At 35.7% G+C, this 18,476-nt stretch carries 11 protein-coding genes; 9 read left to right on the forward strand and 2 right to left on the reverse strand.

The genetic code is table 11. From position 1 onward, the window contains the following. Positions 1-131 precede the first annotated feature (131 nt). Positions 132-275, forward strand: a complete 144-nt coding sequence (locus tag ABWU29_RS01780) for a hypothetical protein (protein WP_153801319.1) — start codon at positions 132-134, stop codon at positions 273-275. A 715-nt stretch (positions 276-990) separates the two neighbouring features. Here ABWU29_RS01780 and ABWU29_RS01790 read toward each other — a convergent pair. Next, positions 991-2,526 carry a lysine--tRNA ligase gene (locus ABWU29_RS01790; protein WP_015589250.1) on the reverse strand — a complete coding sequence of 512 codons (1,536 nt, stop codon included), beginning with the start codon at positions 2,524-2,526 and terminating at the stop codon, positions 991-993. Between the two features lie 108 nt (positions 2,527-2,634). Between ABWU29_RS01790 and ABWU29_RS01795 the strand changes: the two genes are divergently transcribed. From ABWU29_RS01795 to rsmD, 8 genes are all read left to right on the forward strand, one after another. Beyond that, the gene (locus ABWU29_RS01795) at positions 2,635-2,931 is read left to right on the forward strand and encodes a type IV secretion system protein VirB3 (RefSeq protein WP_007548615.1); all 297 of its coding nucleotides are present in this window, start codon (positions 2,635-2,637) and stop codon (positions 2,929-2,931) included. A 9-nt stretch (positions 2,932-2,940) separates the two neighbouring features. Further along, a complete protein-coding gene (locus ABWU29_RS01800; protein WP_010962886.1) occupies positions 2,941-5,346 on the forward strand; it encodes a VirB4 family type IV secretion/conjugal transfer ATPase in 2,406 nt (801 codons plus the stop codon). Beyond that, a complete protein-coding gene (locus ABWU29_RS01805) occupies positions 5,339-7,903 on the forward strand; it encodes a type IV secretion system protein (protein WP_015589248.1) in 2,565 nt (854 codons plus the stop codon). Before ABWU29_RS01800 ends, ABWU29_RS01805 begins: the two co-directional genes overlap by 8 nt. 9 nt (positions 7,904-7,912) lie before the next feature. Further along, positions 7,913-10,300 carry a type IV secretion system protein gene (locus ABWU29_RS01810; RefSeq protein WP_174516845.1) on the forward strand — a complete coding sequence of 796 codons (2,388 nt, stop codon included), beginning with the start codon at positions 7,913-7,915 and terminating at the stop codon, positions 10,298-10,300. Beyond that, positions 10,297-13,242: a type IV secretion system protein gene (locus ABWU29_RS01815; protein WP_353280086.1), complete on the forward strand. Its 2,946-nt coding sequence runs from the start codon at positions 10,297-10,299 to the stop codon at positions 13,240-13,242. Before ABWU29_RS01810 ends, ABWU29_RS01815 begins: the two co-directional genes overlap by 4 nt. Positions 13,243-13,331: 89 nt before the next feature. Continuing rightward, positions 13,332-16,892 carry a type IV secretion system protein gene (locus tag ABWU29_RS01820; protein WP_015589245.1) on the forward strand — a complete coding sequence of 1,187 codons (3,561 nt, stop codon included), beginning with the start codon at positions 13,332-13,334 and terminating at the stop codon, positions 16,890-16,892. Further along, entirely contained in the window at positions 16,882-17,514 is a 633-nt protein-coding gene (locus ABWU29_RS01825) for a hypothetical protein (protein WP_010082417.1), read from the forward strand. The genes ABWU29_RS01820 and ABWU29_RS01825 overlap by 11 nt, the downstream gene beginning before the upstream one ends. 122 nt (positions 17,515-17,636) lie before the next feature. Beyond that, complete coding sequence (gene rsmD, locus ABWU29_RS01830) at positions 17,637-18,185, forward strand: 16S rRNA (guanine(966)-N(2))-methyltransferase RsmD (RefSeq protein WP_141457227.1); 549 nt, start codon at positions 17,637-17,639, stop codon at positions 18,183-18,185. Here the strand turns inward: rsmD and ABWU29_RS01835 are convergent. After that, positions 18,143-18,475 (reverse strand): hypothetical protein, encoded by a 333-nt coding sequence (locus ABWU29_RS01835; protein WP_006279274.1) that lies wholly within the window; start codon positions 18,473-18,475, stop codon positions 18,143-18,145. The genes rsmD and ABWU29_RS01835 overlap by 43 nt on opposite strands. Position 18,476: the final 1 nt, after the last annotated feature.

Here is an 18,476-nt window from a genome sequence, read left to right on the forward strand (position 1 = left end):
AAGAGATCCCGCTAACAAGCAGCGGGATGACGAATTACTATGCCGCCGCGAACCGTCATACCGTTGCAAACCGTCATACCGCAATTCATTCGCGGTATCTCTTAGCATAGATCCCGCTAACAGGTAGCGGGATGACGGTTGTCAGGCTAGCTGTCATCCAAGTAGCTCGACTACTTGGATCCAGGAAAAAGAATGGTGTCATGAAAGTAGCTGACACTGATTCCTTTATGATGGTGTCATCCCAGTGCCCAGACACTGGGATCCAGGAAACTTAATTGCAAGTAATGCATTGGATTTGGTGAGTATGGGTTTTGCGTTATAGAATGAAGCACTTTTGGTGAATTTATAAAGAAAGCTGGATCCCAGTGTCAAGCACTGGGATGACAAGGTATAAACCTTATCGTCATGCCGCCGCGAACCGTCATACCGCGATTCATTCGCGGTATCTCAGCCGCTAACAAGTAGCGGGATGACGGTTGTCGTTTAGCCATAAACATTAAGAAATTTACCAAATGAAAAAAAAGGCAAAAGAAACCCTGGGGTTATTATCCGCTTTAAAATATTGGCGTTTTTTATGTTTTAAACGCTTGACAAGCGAGATTCAGCCGCTTTTAATTGCAACTAACTTACGCTGCAAATGTTTAAGAAATTTACTAAGCAGAAAAAAAGACAAAGAATCCCCGAGTTAGCTAGTCTTTTACTATCTCTGTCGAGTATTGGCATTTTTTGATGTCTTGTAACGCTTTATAAGCGCGTTCAGCTTATTTAGATAAAAATCTAGATGTAGATGAAGTTTTGTAAAGACATACAGTATCTATATACTGCAAAAAATTGAACATAAGACGCCGATACATTAAGTAATCCTTACCTTTTAATCTGCAGATTGGCGAAAGCAAATACAATAGCTTCAGTTTCATGATAAGGGGGCTAGCGGAGTTTGTCAAGGAATTCTTATTAAAACTAAAGAGCTCAAATGAAAGGAGGTAAACTCTAAAGTATACATTTAGTAGCGCTTTCTATGAGAGAAATCGTATTACCTATTCCGTAAAGCTTTATGAAAGATCCCATTCTTGGACCGGTTTTTTGGCCAAGTAACGTTTCATATAATAGCTGAAACCAGTCACGTAAGTTGGTGTAATCATATTTTTTTCCAATAGAAAATACCTGAGATTGAATTTCTTCAGCAGTAGCAGTTGTAGATAGAGAATGTAAAGTGTCCTTCAAATCTAGTAACGCTGCTTTTTCTTTTTCATTTGGAGTTTTATATGATTTTGTTGGCTTGATAAAATCGTGATAATACTTTACTGCGAAGTCTGAAAGTCTATCAAGCATTTTATTATTTTCTGGTGTAACGTTTGGTGCATAAGAGGATATAAAACCCCATAGGATCTCTTTGTTTTCAGCATTACAAGCTGCTGCTAGGTTTAAAAGTAGTGAGAAATTTATGCCTGAAGTTTCTATACTGGGAACATTGCCCTGGTGAATGTGCCAAGCAGGATTATTTATATCCTTTTCTTTGTTCTCATGATAACGCTTTACAAATTCTAAATATTCATCAGTTGATTTTGGTATCACATCAAAATATAAACGTTTAGCTTTTTTAGGACTCTGAAAAATGTACAATGCTAAGCTCTCTGTTGGTGCGTAAGTTAGCCACTCTTCAATTGAAATGCCATTTCCTTTTGATTTTGATATTTTCTTTCCTTCTTTATCAAGGAAAAGCTCGTAGCAAAACAGAAGTGGTGGCTTTTCTCCAAGTATTTCACATATTTGACTTGAAAGCACAGCAGATGGAGTTAAATCTTTTCCGTGAGCTTCGTAATTTACTCCAAATGCGGCCCACCTCATTCCCCAATCAGGTTTCCATTGCAGTTTACATTTTCCTTTTGTCACTGGAACTTCTATTTTTTCCCCGTTTGGGTCTTCATATGTGATTGTTCCTTTCTCTGTATTTGTTTCAATTACTGGAACTTGTAAAACTTGAGAAGTTTTTGGGCATATTGGCAAGAATGGACTATAAGTCTGCTGTCTTTCTTCCCGAAATGATGGAAGCATTACGTCCATCACTTTATCATAATTTTTCAGTAAGAGTAAAAGTTTTTCATCGTAAACGCCAGATTTATAACACTCTGTTGCACTCCTGAACTCGTATTCAAATTCAAACATATCAAGAAATTTACACAACAATGAATTCATATGATGACCATAACTCTGATGAGTGCCAAATGGATCAGGTATCATAGTCAATGGTTTATTTAAGTGCTCTCTTAGCATCTCTTGATTTGGCACATTATCTGGTATTTTTCGCAAACCATCCATATCATCTGAAACTGCAATGATTTTGGTTTTTATACCAGGAGCTATTTTTTTTAATGCATTTACAATAACTGTAGTGCGGAAAACCTCTCCAAAGGTTCCTATGTGGGGTAAACCAGAGGGTCCATAACCAGTTTCAAATATTATTTCTTTTTTATTAGGAAACTCTTGCAATATTTTTTCTGCTTCTTGAAATGGCCAACTTGTCATTATCGGGATTAAATAATGTATCTTAACTTAAAGTGCTACTAGTTTCAATGGATTTTTAATATAATGATATAGTATTAGTGTTAGAGCTATTATTAGAAGGTTAAAGATATGTCCACAGGTAGTATACAAACAGATCAATTATTTAAAGGTCTTACAAGACCTGCAATGCTCTTTGGTGTGAGTTATATGTTTGCAATATTAAACGTCCTGATTTGCATGCTAATTTTCATTAATTCAAATGATTTAAGAGTGATTCTCTTAATGTTACCAGGTATACATGGACTTGGTTATATAGCTTCTGCAAAAGAACCGTTGTTTATTGAATTATTTATGGTAAAATTGGGAAAGTGCTCGAAATGTTTAAATCGTTTTTACCATGGAGCCAATTCTTATGATATTGCTTAACGTTGTGTGATGCTGAGGTTTAGGGCTATTCAATCAAAGAATAAATCTACTCTGAACAGGGAAGTTCACGCTGCTGAATTTATTCCTTATTCTTGCTATTGGAATAGCACAACCTTGATGACAAAAGAAAATTGGTTGGTTAAGGTTATAAAATTAAGTGGTTTTGCATTTGAAACTGCCGATGACGAGGATTTAGTCATACAGAACAACATCAGGAATCAGATGCTAAGAAGCATTTCATCTCCGGCATTTAGTTTGTATTTTCATACTATCAGACGTAAGAAAAATATTTTTTCTGATGAATTTGCAAGTCAAGGTTTGCCGAATTTTTTCGCTAATCACGTAAATCTAAAATGGAGAGAAAAACACGCAACAAGGCAATCATTTATTAATGACCTATACATTACGATTATCCGTAGAGCGGACACAAAAGGAGTAGAATTTTTGTCACATCTACTAAAAAAATTCGGACATGTAACTTCAAAACATGCTTGGGAAAGTGATATACGTGCCACGTATGAAGATTTAGAGGAAACGACAAATCGTGTAGTGACAAGCCTTAGAAATTATTCGCCTAAAATTCTTGGAGTAAAAGAAACTCCAGATGGTTTGTTCTGCGAAATAATGGAGTTTCTATCTAGAATCGTAAATTGTGGCTTCGTTACAAATACGCTTTTTCCGCTAAGAACTGAAATATCAAGATACTTACCAGTACATAGGTTATTCTTTGGCCGTAAGATGATACAGGTTGTGACTCATAATGAGAGTAAATATGCTGGAATAATTAGTATCAAAGAATATGGAAATCATACTTCTGCAGGAATGCTTGATTCGTTTTTACAACTTCCTTACGAGTTTATAATTACGCAATCTTTTCAATTTATAAACAGGCAAATGGCGATTGGAAAAATGCAGATACAGCAAAATCGAATGATACAGTCTGCAGATAAAGCTATTTCTCAAATAGCAGAAATTTCTCAAGCGCTTGATGACGCAATGAGTGGTAAGATTGCGTTTGGTCAACATCACCTGACTATTTTATGTATAGAAAAAAGTCCTAAATCATTGGATAACGCTCTGTCGTTGGTAGAATCAGAGCTTTCTAATTGCGGTGTTTACCCTATACGTGAGAGAGTTAACCTTGAACCAGCATTTTGGGCGCAAATTCCTGGTAATTTCGATTATATAGTGAGAAAAGCTACAATAAGTAGTCTTAATTTGGCTGGATTTGCATCTCAACATAATTATCCTACTGGTAATAAATTCAATAACCACTGGGGAGATGCCGTTACAGTTTTTGACACGACATCTGGTACTCCATTTTTTTTCAACTTTCATATAAGGGATGTTGGACACACTATGATAATTGGTCCAACTGGTGCTGGTAAAACTGTTTTAATGAATTTCCTGTGTGCCCAAGCGATGAAGTTTTCTCCAAGGATATTCTTTTTTGATAAAGATCGCGGTGCAGAGATTTTCTTAAGAGCACTTAGTGGTATCTATACTGTAATAGAACCAAGAACTAAAACAAATTTTAATCCTTTACAACTTGATGATACCTCTGATAATAGAACATTTTTAATGGAGTGGATAAAGTCTTTAATTTCGGTATATAATGATAAATTTACTTCAGAAGATATTGCACGAATTAATGATGCAATTGAAGGAAATTTTAAATTAAGAAAAGAAGACAGATTCTTGAGAAACCTCGTACCGTTTTTAGGGCTTGCAGGTCCTGATACTCTAGCTGGGGCAATATCTATGTGGCATGATAATGGTTCTCATGCTGCAATATTTGACAATAAAGAAGATTTGCTAGATTTTTCACGAGCAAGAGTATTTGGTTTTGAGATGGCTAGCTTGCTCAAAGATCCTGTTGCTCTTGGACCGGTCTTGATTTATTTATTTCATAGGATTAGTATATCTCTTGATGGCACTCCATCTATTATCGTTCTTGATGAGGCATGGGCGTTAATAGATAATCCAGTTTTTGCACCCAAGATAAAAGACTGGTTGAAGGTACTGAGAAAACTAAATGCTTTTGTGATTTTTGCTACTCAGAGTGTTGAGGATGCAAGTAAAAGTACTATTAGCGATACGCTTGTACAACAAACAGCGACACAGATTTTTTTACCAAATCTGAAAGCTACTAGTGTCTATCGGGATGTTTTTATGTTAACTGAACGTGAATATATATTAATTAAGCACACAGATCCGAGTACTAGATTCTTTTTGGTGAAACAAGGAGTCAATGCTGTAGTAGCTAGAATAGACTTAAAAGGCCTGGATGATATAATCAACGTATTATCCGGACGTGCAGAAAGTGTTCTATTGTTACACGATATATTAAATGAAGTTGGGGACAACCCAAAAGTATGGTTGCCTATATTTTATCAGAAGGTAAAAAATGTTTAAGACTAAGCTGTCATTGCTATTAATTGCGATATTTTTACTAAATATAGACTTTTTACTCTCATATCCAGTGCTTGCAGATGGAGTAAGTGGTACTGACAAGACAGAATTTGTTAGCAGATTTAATTCCACTGGCAGTTTTAGTCGTGCCTCTAATCCTGATTGTGGAGCGTTTAAAACAGCTGCAGCACTTGCTGGAATAGCGATTGCTGTTGGCGCAATATTTACTGGCATTGTTTTGATCGTTTCTTCTGCTGGTTTGTTTACCGCTCTTGTTATTGTTGGAATGATAGCTGCAATTGTTGGAGTCTGGAAAGCTATAGGAGGACTTGTTGTTTGTGAACATAGTTTTGTTAAACACCCAGTTGCACGTGACCATGATGGAAAATACAAAAATTTTAAATTAGAAGACACAGGTTATAGTGGCTGCACCAATGAAAATTACCAAACAGAAGAGGAATATTTTTCTTGTTTGCAAAATAAAGCTCGGGAAGACGTGAACAAAAAAGATTATGACGGGAAAAGAGCAGAAAAAGAAGCCTTAAATTCTAACGTTCAGGAGAGTACAGAGAGTTATTACTGGCCAAAAAATGGTGTGCAATACAGTGAATATATAGAAGTATGTCATCGAAACCCTTTAACTTTTGGTAATCTTTTTAATAAGGTAGACTTTAATTCCAGAGGAAAACCTGGATACATAGACTTTGATGTCAGGGAGAAAGACACTGGATACGTAGATGGGTCATGGTCCTCGAAGGTTGATGGTGGTCTGGAATGTAGAGTTCTCAAAGCAGGACAGAGCGAACCCATACATGGAGCTACATTCAAAGCAGTGAGAAAAACGGGCAGATTATGTGTGGAGTTAGCCAGTGTTAGCATGCTTGGTATCGAAATGACTCCTTGGCCGCAAGGGGTTGATATGGGGTGCACGGAATTGCCACCTGACCCACTTGCTCCTATGTGTGAAAAATCTGTGATGATATTCAAAAATAAAGATGGTACAGGAGAGGAAAAAGTTACTATTGGTAATAATGATGACTATAAAACTATTATCAGATCTAAAGAAAAAGGACTCAACGGACAAGGGGGGAAAATTTTTGTAGGTTATGATAATGCTGGCTGTTTTAGCTCGTATGTTTCTGAAGCTTGTTATAACCAGGCAGGGAGTAAATCATTAGCTCCTATTCCCGTAACTTCTATGATAGTGCAATGCATTAAGGAATCATTAGATAATTTAGTTGCAGGTAAAGGTGCACCAAATGGTGAGAGTTTTATATCTGTAGCACAGAAAAGGCTGAAAAACACTGTAACTGCTGTTTTAGTTTTAGCTTTAATACTGTTCTCTATAAAAGCCATGTCTGGTGGAGTTCAGAGGCCTCAAGAAATGTATATGTTGATCATAAAATTCGCTTTAGTGATTTACTTCACAACAGGCAGTACCATGTCTCATTATTATGGAGAATTAACTCGTCTCTCAAATGGTTTGTCAGAGATAGTGCTAAAAGCATCATCTGAAAGTAAAGGCATATGTAATTATAAAGCAGGTACAGATTATGAATATACTCGTGCAGGAAAGAGGGTATCTTACAGTTATCTTGCACCTTGGGATAGGCTTGATTGTAGAATTTTATTTTATTTAGGTGCCCCTTTAGATGGAATTGGTGGCAAAATTGGTACTGGAGGTGTTGCAACGTTAGCAGTCTTGCTTGGTGCTGCTCCTGTCTTATTAGTTGCAGGTTCGGTAATCGGTATTATTTTTGCTGGTGGACAAATTTTAGTAGCTCTTGTCTGTATATTTATGGCCGTTCTGATGATGATGGTTATTTTGTGGCTGTGCTATGTATTTATTTTATCTCTAGTTGCTTTAAGTGTAATCATCATTTTATCACCTTTGTTCATTCCTATGGTTTTATTCCAACACACCAAAGGATATTTTGAAGGCTGGGTGAAAGAGTTGATTACCTATAGCTTATACCCGGTTATCCTTTTTGCGTTTTTGTCCTTTATGTTCATAGCATGTGATAAAATCTATTTTAAAAATTTAAATTTTGAACTGGACGAGTCATATAAAAATGAACAACCGGACAAGTCATATGAAAAGAAACAAGCAGAAATCTCATATAGTAAGAAAAAACAGTGGTTTAAATTGAAAGATGGGGAATGTGATAAAAATGAAACTACTCTTGCATGTATGATGCAAAATTATAGCTTTAAAAAGAGCAGCATACTTGGTCTATTCGACTTTACATACATGGAGTTTGGCAGCTCTCTCATCGGAGAATTATTAAAATTGTGTTTAGTATTATTCCTCTTTTACCACTTTTTAAACATTCTTCCTGGCATGGCTGCTGAACTTGCTGGTAACCATAGAGCAGCACTTGGCTCAGGTCAGACACCTGGACAAATGGTGGGCAAAGCTTTATCTGCTGCCAAAGCTGCTGCTGGGGGTGTTGCTGGAGTTGCTGGTGCTGCTGCTAAGAAGTTGAGTGGTGGAGACAAGAGTAAATCTCGAGGTTCTGGTTCTAGTAGCTCCGAGAGTGTTAACAAAAGCACTGAATGAGTTGGATTTATGCTAAAATTTTTGCTGATAATACCGTTTTTTTTTCTGTCAGGCTGCGGGGAACATCACTGTATTAAGCCAGAAAATTTATCAGGTTTGCGTGAAAAACTAGATATAGTGTCAACAGAGCAGAAATGGGTTGATTCTGGTGTTAATATCTCAGATAGAATAAGAGTAACAGAGATTGATATAGTGCCTAGTAAGGTTAATTTTTGTCCTAAGCAGTATGCAGATTTTGCAATTGGGCCTGGGAGAAATGACGTTGCATTACCATTTGCACTTAAAAAAGGCGATACGATAAGCTTTAGTGTGATTGGAAGTAAAGTGTGTAAAGATAAAGAGAGTGAGACAAAAATCAGGTATTTGAAAATCGACGAAAAGTGTAGCGAGCAAGAAACGGAACATTTTGCACATGTTTTAAATCAAGAGAAATGCCAAGGTGGCAAGGATGGGATATGTCCTAATAAATATATAATAGGCGATGCGCAATGGTTGAGTGGAAGAGAGTACTGGTTTTCGAAGTTAGATCAAGATGAAAGAAAAAAGGAAATTGAAAATATTATTAACTCTATAAAACAAGGAGAGAATATAGATTGCAGCAAGCTTTCAGAGAGCAGTGCAAGTAAGATAGATACGCACATTTTAAATTCACTCTGTAGACGTATATGTAAATTTTCTTCTGGTCGTAGAGGCGAGGATTGCGTGTATATTGAATATAATAATATAGAAATTGAGCTATTCAATGCTTTAAATTCTAGTGGTGAATCTGTTGTTGCTGAAATTATTAGTAACGTATTAAAGGGAAAACAGGTAAAAACTGACATTACATTTCTAAAAGTTGGTATGGATAATGAAACTCTTGAACACATTCCAGGTGGTGGTTTATGTACTAGTTGTGATCATAAGATGGAGAATGACCATCAAATACCAAGTTTAACTTTTAGTCTATGTAGCAGAAATGACAAGAGCTGCTACAATACAAATGACAAAGGCGGGTTCAACATAAGAGTAACGAAGAACCATAGTCTGGAAAATAGCTTGTATATAAGTGTTTCCGATAAATTCCCTGAGCATAAGCCTGGTGAAAATCAAGCGGATATATCTGTAGATATCAGCAAAGTTCATGACATGGAAAACTTGAAAGGAAAATTAAAAGACAAAACAGGCACCATATATTACGGAATAAGAGACCATGGCTGCGATTACAAAAATGAAGGTCAGTTTAGCATTAACCTAACAACTCAAGAGCCACCTACAAAAACTTTTAGTGCAATATATAATTTCTTTGATGAAAAAGTGAAAACTGCATTTTTCGGCTCTAATTATAAAGACCCTAACGCAATTCACTCTGATACTAGTCCTGTAAAGTCTCTTTACGAAAGTTTTATAAAATCAAGCAGAACAAATACCATTAGATCTACTATAATATCACTATTAGTACTATATATAATCTTATATACTCTTTATTACTTTTTTGGATTAACTCATATTTCTATATATGAGTTTTTAATTATATGCGTAAAGATAGGAATCATCGCTCAGCTATTGCAGGATAATAGCTGGGACTTTTTTTATAACAACGCATTCTCTATATTTATTAACACTCCAAAACAACTAATAGAAATAGCAAATTTTAGAGGCACTACTTCAAATGTTTTTGAGTTTCTTGATTTGCCGCTCAATAGGTTCTTGTCATCGCATTCAGTATTGTTAATAGTATCTCTTATATTTTCTGGCCCTTTGGGCATTGTATCTTTTTGCTTGGTGATTTGGGGTTTAATCACAGTGAGCTTATCTATTTTTAATGCCTTATTTTCTTTTATTACATCTATAGCAATAGTTGCGTTATTACTTTCTTTAGCACCTATTTTTATTATTTGTCTTTTATTTGCGTATACTAGGCAGATGTTTCAAAACTGGGTTAAAAATTTAGCAAGATTTGCAATTCATCCAGTGGTCCTTTTAATTTTTATATCACTGATAAGTCAGGTTATGGATTATATTGTGTATTCAGTATTTGATTTTGAGGTCTGCTCTACATGTATACTTAATATTAACCTAAAGATTTTTAACCCTTGTATTTTTTATGGTTATGCTTCCAAATATACACCTAATATTACCGCTATGATGGCTTTTGTTATTTTGGGACACGCTATGAAAGCTTTAGTTGAAGCTTCTTCGGCAATATCTGACTCGTTGTTTGGTGCTTATGTAGCAAGCGAACCTGGAAGACAGTATCAACAAAGCTTAATGGGAACAGTAGGGTTAGATGAACGAAGCGTTCAAAGAAGAGAAAGAGGAGATGCCTCTCAACAGTCAGGTACGTCAAGACCTCAAATACCACAAGGGACTCAAAGGTCAACGCCTCAGATACCACAACCAGGAAGACAGCAATGATAAGTAAAAGATCACTATTATTGATACTGTGTCTTGCAATCACTGGTTGTAATATGGATTGTGTCGAGCCTGGGTTGCAGAGCAAAAACACCAGCGTTAATGTGGATGTTCCAGTTCGTAAAGCCGATAAAATTCATTGGGTTGATTCTGGTCAGGTAATTAGTCAGGGTGAGAAAATCAAATTCACCCTCGATGGATCAGTAAATTTTTGCCCTTTTAAAGAAGACAAAAATCCAAGGAAAGTACTTGTGCCAGCTAGCTTTTGTGCTGATGGCTCAGAACCAAATTATAGTAAGGCTGCGGATATTAATAGTGTACCTAACAATTATGGTGTTAATGAAAGTAAAAACGAACTATGTGGTGGCAAAGGATTTGGCAGCAATAGACGTTATGTGGACACTGGAATTAAAGTAAATCCTGGTGACAAGTTAAGCTTCAGCTTAGTTCCCAGAAAAATAACAATTGATTACGACAATCCAGAAGGGAAAGGCATCAATTTTGATGACAATTGTTATAAAGCTGTAGAAAATGACCGTAAGGAAACTGTATATAAGAAAGCTACAGTGAGTGAAGTACATCAGGGGGGAGAGTTTTTTTGTGATGGTAAAGATGGTACAAAAAATAAAATACAATTTTTACCTCTTGATAAAACAAAAGCAAAGGAAAGCAAAGTGCTAGTTGGCAATGGGTATACCCCATATGATAATAAGGTGCATTTTAATAAAGGTTATATTCAAGACAACGAACCATGGGTATATGGTTCACTACTTGATTTACGCCGCGCTAAAATAGGATTGAACGAGTTATGTGATGGAAAAAACTGTAGTCTTGATGAGAGAAAAAAGTACTCCTCCTATGAGCTTAACTGTTACCATCAAAATATATGCTATACTGAGAAGGGTATATGGAACTATGGTTTAGGTCAAGCAGGAGAACGGAACTGTGTCTCCTCTATAAGGTATAAGAAGTACGATAAAGGAAATAAATGTGATATGTATTCTTATCTAGAAAAAATGGAAGGGAATGTTAAAGCAGGTAGTTTTACTGAAGATGATAAATCTTGGGCTGAGGCTCTTGTTGCAAAAATTGGTGATCCTGATGATAAAAATATCGCTAAAGGTATTCAATGTCTTCCAAAGAAAGAGGGTGCAAAAGGGGATAATATGTGTTTGCAAATTGGCGATAACAATAAATTCGAGGATTTTTCTCTGGAATTGAACAATGATTATCCAGTAAATGACGAGGTAACGCCCGGTAGTAGTGTGATGCTCGCTATCGCAGATTATGGTCATTATTACTATAATAGAGGAGGGTACCATGTTAAGGTGATTAGATCATGTGAATATATTAATGGCGAAAAATTATATGTATATTTAGGTGATGAGCCACCTAAAGATTTGCATGGTGTGGGAACTAATGATTTTAAAGTGGTAGGAGTGAGAGAAAGAGTAAACGGAAAAGATGAGTACACCATATTAGATGTAATAAGCGGAGAACACTTTCAGAACGAAGAATCTAAGAAGATATATTTCGGCATCAATGTAAGCAACGTAGAGAGAGATGACATTACAGATAAAAATGGCAAATATTATGAAAATAATAAGTACACAGTAACTTTATTTGTTAAAAGAAAAATTAATGATTTTATTTCATCGAATGTAAACGGGGTATTTAAACTTATAAAAGAAGAAGTAATTGGGGACAGCGTTAAAGATTCATACAAAGGATATGCAAGAGGTCTTCTTCAAGGGGTAAGAGCTTTGCTTACTCTATACGTTATATTTACTGTCGTTGGCTATATGCTTGGAACAATACAGCTAAGTAAATTTGATTTCATTGTAAGAATGTTCAAGATAGCATTTATAGCTTTTGCCTTTAGCGATAGAAGCTGGGAACTTTTTGGTACAACTTTATCCAGACTTTTTATAGATGGTAGCACTTATTTAGTTGATAGTTTTTCTGGCTATGTAGGAGAAGGGGAGAGAAAATTTGCATTCTTAGACTTGACAGCAGGAGTATTATTCACAGCAGAAACTTGGCTAAAGTTTTTATCGTTGATGCTTTCTGGTCCTTTTGGCGTTATTGCATTTTTGGCAATACTCTGCGCTACTTATGCGTTTTTAAAATGCATTATTAGTGCTACATTGAAATATGTAATATCTACTGTTCTAGTAGCGTTTTTACTGTCATTAACACCTTTATTTATCGTATTTATTCTATTTCAAAAGACTAAACCCTTGTTTGATAATTGGATAAAAACGTTGGCTCATGTTTCATTAGAACCAGTCATTTTATTTTCATTTTTATCTCTTTTAAATCAGTTGATGTATTCAGTTTTATATAACCTCACAAATTTTTCTGCATGCTATCAATGTTTAATTAGCGTAAATTTCTTATCGTATGATCTGTGCTTGATGAAATCAATACTGCCTCTTGGATACAGTCCTGGCACTAGCGTTGATGTTGCACTCAGTACCGGAGAAAGGGCTGGTGGACACTTTGCAGCATTACCTATAGACCTAATCCAGGCGTTTATATACCTCATTATTGCCGGTGCAATGGAAGCTTTTGTTTCTATATCGGAAACTATGGTACAAACACTATTTAGCTCTGGTTATGGAGTTACTGGCGGTGTTGGTACAGTTGCTAAGAGCGCATCGCAAGCTATGCTGTCAACCGTTGGCCTTGATGATAAGACCCAAAGTATGATACAGAGTATCAAGCAGAAAATGAGTAAAGATTGGGGAAAAATTGAGGCTAAATTACCTAACACACCAAAGCAACCAGACAAAAAAGAAGATTCTAAAGGAAGTTCTGATAAAACAACGAGTGATAGACCTAAAACATTAAAACAATCAGATCAGCAAAAAAATTTTGATGAAACAATAAGAAGTGATCCTAGTGCTAAAGCTAAAAACAAGGAAGAAAATGGAGAGGAGTAAGATATAAATGATATTATGGAGTAACTAATTAAAAAGATATTTTAAGTAAAGTTTTAGAAATTTATTCTGTATTTGGAAAAAGTTTAGATATGCAATCACGTTTAGGCAAATGTTGGTTTAGGGTATTACTTCTTGCAGCTTATGTGCTGATCACAGGTTGTAGTAAAAACGATATGCCTTTTCCAAGGTGTATATCTGCTGACTATTTTGGTCCTAAACCTATTGCAGTAAGCGCTCATTTTTCAAGCGACCACGATGCGTTTATTCCAGGAGATGGAGAAGTTGTTGATCCTGAAACTGGTGAAATTAATTATGGTTTTCACCATAACCAAGTGGTGGAGTGGGAGGATACCGGGCTCGAAACCAATGGAGATAGTTTAAAAGTGCGAGTGAATGGTGCATGGACATCTTGGAGTAATAATAACAAGAAGGAATCTAAAAAAGGCAGTTATACCTTACAAAGCTTGGAGCAGTTAAAATATGCAACTAAATTTGAAGGCAAGTCAGGTGATAATAGTCTACCTGACTTTCACTTAGTTTGTAATGATTACAAACCTAGTGCGCCACAGAAAATTTCAAGTAAGTCTAATGCAAGTTGCACTGTAAAGTGCAAGTGCATTAATGAAGATGATAGCGCAAATACAGTATCACGTGGTGCTCCATGTTGGTTTACCAACGGTCATGGTGCTTATCTTTTGTTTCAAAGGCCTGGTGACGATAGTCCTAACAAAGATTTGAAATCTATGCGCAATCCTTCATCTCCTACTGTACATCTAGGTTACAACTCCGTGGCAGAGAATGGGAGCGGTCTTTTTGCTTTAGACAGAGATAGCACTAAATTAAAGGACAGAAATTGTGACCCGGTGAAATTAAAAAAGGGATGGAAAATATATGTAAAAATATTAGATAGATATTACTTAGATAATGTAGGTGGCTACTCTTTTGAGTTCTTAAGTGGAGTGCGGCAACCGAGTGGGGTTGAGTTTTTTGATTATATTTATAACTATCTAAAATGTGTATTATTGATTAACGAAAATTGCAAAGAACATTTTAATAGCAATGATCCTGCAGTTGCACAAGCTATGTTCGAAAATATAGCTGAAAAAAGTACGAGCTTTCACAATTTTGTTCTTTCCTTGCTTGTTCTATTTGTAATGATTTCATCGCTTCTTTATCTTTTTGGCATGATACAAGAAACTAAGCATGATATGCTCATCAGAATGATGAAAATCACTCTAGTAATAGTGCTTATATCTCCTGGAAGTTTTAGATTTTTCTATGATCATTTTCTTGTTTTATTTGTTAAAGGTCTTGAACAATTGATAAGTATAATTACTAATTTTGCTCCCAACATGAACACCGGAAGTATTGTTCAAGGAGATGAAGCTAAGTTGTTTAGCTTCATGGAGGACATGTTCAATAAGTTTTTTGCTTATTCTGTTTGGAAAAAGTTTGCAGCGTTTTTACATTACCAAATGTGGGCAAGCCTTCTTATGATACCGGCAATTTTCATAGGGATTGTGCTATACTTCTTGCTGTGCTTATATGCTTACATAATATTTCTCTCTGGTTTTATGGGTATAGCTTTTCTTATAGCCATTATGCCACTGTTTCTAATTTCTATTTTATTTTCACCGCTGAAAAGTCTATTTGAAGGTTGGATAAAATTCTGCATCAGCTTTTGTTTACAGTCGATTATGATATTTGCTCTCTTGTCATTACTGGCTTCCATTATAATGAATACCTTTTATAGGCAGTTAGGTTTTACTGTATGCTACAATAAATGGTTCGAGGTAAAGTTATGTGCTCCAAAATGGGTGTTTGGTGGTTTTTGTATCGTTGATAAGCAGTACTTTGGTTGGACCCCAGGGCAAATTTTCGTACCTTACACTCTTGGAGAAGCTTCTCCGCTGAACGTAGATAAGAACATAGAAGGTATAGAAAAGATAAGCAGAGAAGGTGGTACAATAAAATTTACTGGCGGTGCTGGGTATATCCCTCTTCCACCGGATTACATTGAAAAAGGGTTTCGTTATATAGATTATCCTTTCTTTAACCCAATTCCTGGTACTAAAGAGAATCCAGCAGACCATTATATTGCAGAAAGTGATATGGTAGTAGATAATAGCTGTAGTGTAAAAGATTTAGTGCGTTTAACAAATAGTTTATCCCATGCATCAGAAAAAGCTGATATCTTATTATTGATTAATAATATAAGTAAAAAGACAGAAATCTATTGTAAGCAGCCAGGAAATGAAAGCAGGTGTACTAATTACAAGGAAATCATAGAAAAAGTAATTCTACAGCCAAGTTTAAAAAGTGAAATAAAGTCTTTAGTGCAAGATATAATTAGACAAGATGGGAGCTGCCAATCACAGAATTTTTATAAGGTAAATAGAAACTATCAAGAAAATAGTGATTACCAAAGGGTGCAAGACATACAGAGAGGTTATTTAATCAATGCAGGGGAAATCTTTGTATTATTCCTGCTTTCATTTTTAATGTTCTCTTTACGCGAGTTCGTACAACAAATGGGCTCAAGTATCGCTGGTGGTGGATTCAGCGTTTACAATATATCTAGTATGTATCAGGCATCGCCTTTGACTGGCATAATGGAAGAATTCAAACAGCAGTGGCAAAATTTTGCTGGTAGAGGACTTGAGTCTTTAGGCAGTTGGGCTACTCATTTACCGGATAGATTAGCCGGAGGTGCAGCTAATCTGCTGGGGAGAGTACCAAGAGTTGGAGGAGTGCTGAAATACGCTATTGATGTGCCACGTAAATTTGTAGGTGCTACTATTGAAGCAACAAAATTTGCAACATCACCTAAAAATGACGTTGATAAACTTGAGGAAAAGATCTACAGGGCATTTGGAGTTGATAAGGAAGATATTACACACAGAAGGATCGGTAAATATTTAGATTATTATAAAGGATACGTAGGATCACATTTGGGCTATACAATAGAAGATGCTATGAAGTTTACTTGGGAGCATGGCCTTGATTCTATAGGAGTTAGCCGTCGTACAGGAGAAAAAGATGGTTATCCAAATAACTTACTTTTTAGAGCAAAATCGCATAGGCAAGATTTCTTGAATAAGCTTCATGATGACACCATAGGCCGTAAGAGAGAACCAGAAAAAGACAATCCTGATCAATCAAATAAGGTAGAACGAGAGTTAGGCACGGAACTAGTAAGAGATAACCATGATCAGCCACTAGAAGAAGGCGACCCTCTTCGACTACGAGGGGGAGGTCAGCCAGATAAGGTAGTACGAGAACTAAGCACAGAACAAGAAGACAAGCCTAATCAACTACAGCATGATCAGCCAACAGAAGAAGATAAGCCTGATCAATCAAATGAAGTGACACGAAATTTAGGCACGGAACCAAAAGGTTCAGATGAAATTGATGATTTTGGATCTGCTTTTGAAGGTATGGAAAAACGTGCTGAAAGAGAAGGCAGAAGAAATCAAGATAAAGTTTATAACCTCTCACCACTTTTTGAAATGAACACTCCAGAAGCTGTAGAAAAACGTGCTGAAAGAGAGGAAAAAAGAAATCGAGAAGACAGTAAAAGGAAATTACCGGAACCAATGAGGAAACCAGATGCAAAAGGAGATGAGAAGAGGATTGAAGATGAAGACTAATAAAAATTTCAAAGGCCTTGATTATTATAAATTGCAGCAAGACAAAGATGGCAACATAAAGTTAAATGACTACGACGACATTTTAAATGCGCGTAGGGCAAGGGTAGACTTGTTGCGGGATAACACATCACTTGACAAGGATGTCAATTTTGCTAAATTGAATAAAGCTTTGAGTGAGAAATTTGTAGATAATCATAGTTTATTGTCTGAATTTGATAAGGAAGACAAAGAGATTGTACAAGAAAGGATTAAGGTGTTTAGTATTTTAGAAAGTCTTGAAGACCTTAAAAGCGTGAAAAGTGAAGATCTGTTAGAGGTTAGCTTACTGCTGTCAGATCTTAGCTTCATAGAGAGAAATGTTGTACTAAATACCGATCAGAATTCTGATCTAGCAGGATTTAAAAACCTATTTATTGAAAAAAAAGCATCTGGTGAAGAGTATAGTGAAGAAGAATGTAGAGGCTTTCTTGATAATATAGATAAAATCAATACTATAATTAAGTTAGAGTTAGAAAGCAGAATTGAAGGGCTAAATCATGATGAAAAAAATGATCATGATGATTTACAAGATGAGATTGGTCAAGCAATTAATGCAGCAGGCAAATCAGAAAAAGATAACTGATGAGTCTTGTGTTTGTGTTTTTCTTACAAGCGACTCGATAGCTTCTCTCTATTAAACTGCTAAAGCCATATTGACATTAATCATATAGTATAAATAATTAATTATTTTGGAGCTTATTTAATATGCTACGCATCATTGCAGGCAAATATCGCGGAAGAAAAATAACTACAGGTAAGCATTTAGCTGCACGGCCAACTATGAGTATTGTCCGAGAAGCAATATTTAATATGCTTTCCTCAAGAAAACCTATTTATAACTTGAATGTACTTGATTTATTCTGTGGTAGTGGTTCTTTTTCATTTGAAGCGCTTTCTCGCGGCGCTAAACATGCATTTATGGTAGATTCAGATTATTACAATTTGCAATTGCCTAAAAAAACAGCAGAAGATTTTGGAATTACGGACAATGTTACGCTAATTTGCTGCAGTGCTAACTGCTTACCACAACCTATTTCAAAATGTGACATAGTTTTTATAGACCCACCTTACAATAGCAATCTAGTTGAATCAACGTTGAATGGACTAGCTCACTCAGGCTGGTTAAGTGATGATGCATTGATAATTCTAGAGATTAGGAAAAACGAAGATTTTGAGTGCAATAAAAACTTCAGTATAATCTTGGAACGCACCTACGGTATAGCGAGAATAATTTTTCTTTCTCTATTAACTTGAACTTGCATATACTTTTCATTGATGAGTTCCAGTTCTATTTTCGTCAAGTTTCCGGAGAAATTACTTATTCTGTACTGCCCTAGATCAAAATTTTTATTAAATTCAGAGTCTATTAAATATTCATGTGCTTCTTCAATAAATTTATTTTCTTTTTCTTCGTAACTGGTGTATTTTGTTGTACCATTATTATCCTCACGATAAACTAAATGTTCTTTATGATCAGCATGAATATTTTTATTTTCACAAACCTTTTCAGGATCGTGCTCAAGTACTTTTCTACCAACAATCAAT

It is taken from the genome of Wolbachia endosymbiont (group A) of Phasia obesa, from assembly GCF_964028125.1.
In the GTDB taxonomy this organism is placed as follows: Bacteria; Pseudomonadota; Alphaproteobacteria; order Rickettsiales; family Anaplasmataceae; genus Wolbachia; species Wolbachia pipientis.

Excerpts from the sequence above, each read along its gene's own strand:
- ABWU29_RS01780 (WP_153801319.1), top strand. The coding sequence starts at position 132 with ATGACGGTTGTCAGGCTAGCTGTCATCCAAGTAGCTCGACTACTTGGA.
- ABWU29_RS01790 (WP_015589250.1), bottom strand. The coding sequence starts at position 2,526 with ATGACAAGTTGGCCATTTCAAGAAGCAGAAAAAATATTGCAAGAGTTT.
- ABWU29_RS01795 (WP_007548615.1), top strand. The coding sequence starts at position 2,635 with ATGTCCACAGGTAGTATACAAACAGATCAATTATTTAAAGGTCTTACA.
- ABWU29_RS01800 (WP_010962886.1), top strand. The coding sequence starts at position 2,941 with ATGCTGAGGTTTAGGGCTATTCAATCAAAGAATAAATCTACTCTGAAC.
- ABWU29_RS01805 (WP_015589248.1), top strand. The coding sequence starts at position 5,339 with ATGTTTAAGACTAAGCTGTCATTGCTATTAATTGCGATATTTTTACTA.
- ABWU29_RS01810 (WP_174516845.1), top strand. The coding sequence starts at position 7,913 with ATGCTAAAATTTTTGCTGATAATACCGTTTTTTTTTCTGTCAGGCTGC.
- ABWU29_RS01815 (WP_353280086.1), top strand. The coding sequence starts at position 10,297 with ATGATAAGTAAAAGATCACTATTATTGATACTGTGTCTTGCAATCACT.
- ABWU29_RS01820 (WP_015589245.1), top strand. The coding sequence starts at position 13,332 with ATGCAATCACGTTTAGGCAAATGTTGGTTTAGGGTATTACTTCTTGCA.
- ABWU29_RS01825 (WP_010082417.1), top strand. The coding sequence starts at position 16,882 with ATGAAGACTAATAAAAATTTCAAAGGCCTTGATTATTATAAATTGCAG.
- rsmD (WP_141457227.1), top strand. The coding sequence starts at position 17,637 with ATGCTACGCATCATTGCAGGCAAATATCGCGGAAGAAAAATAACTACA.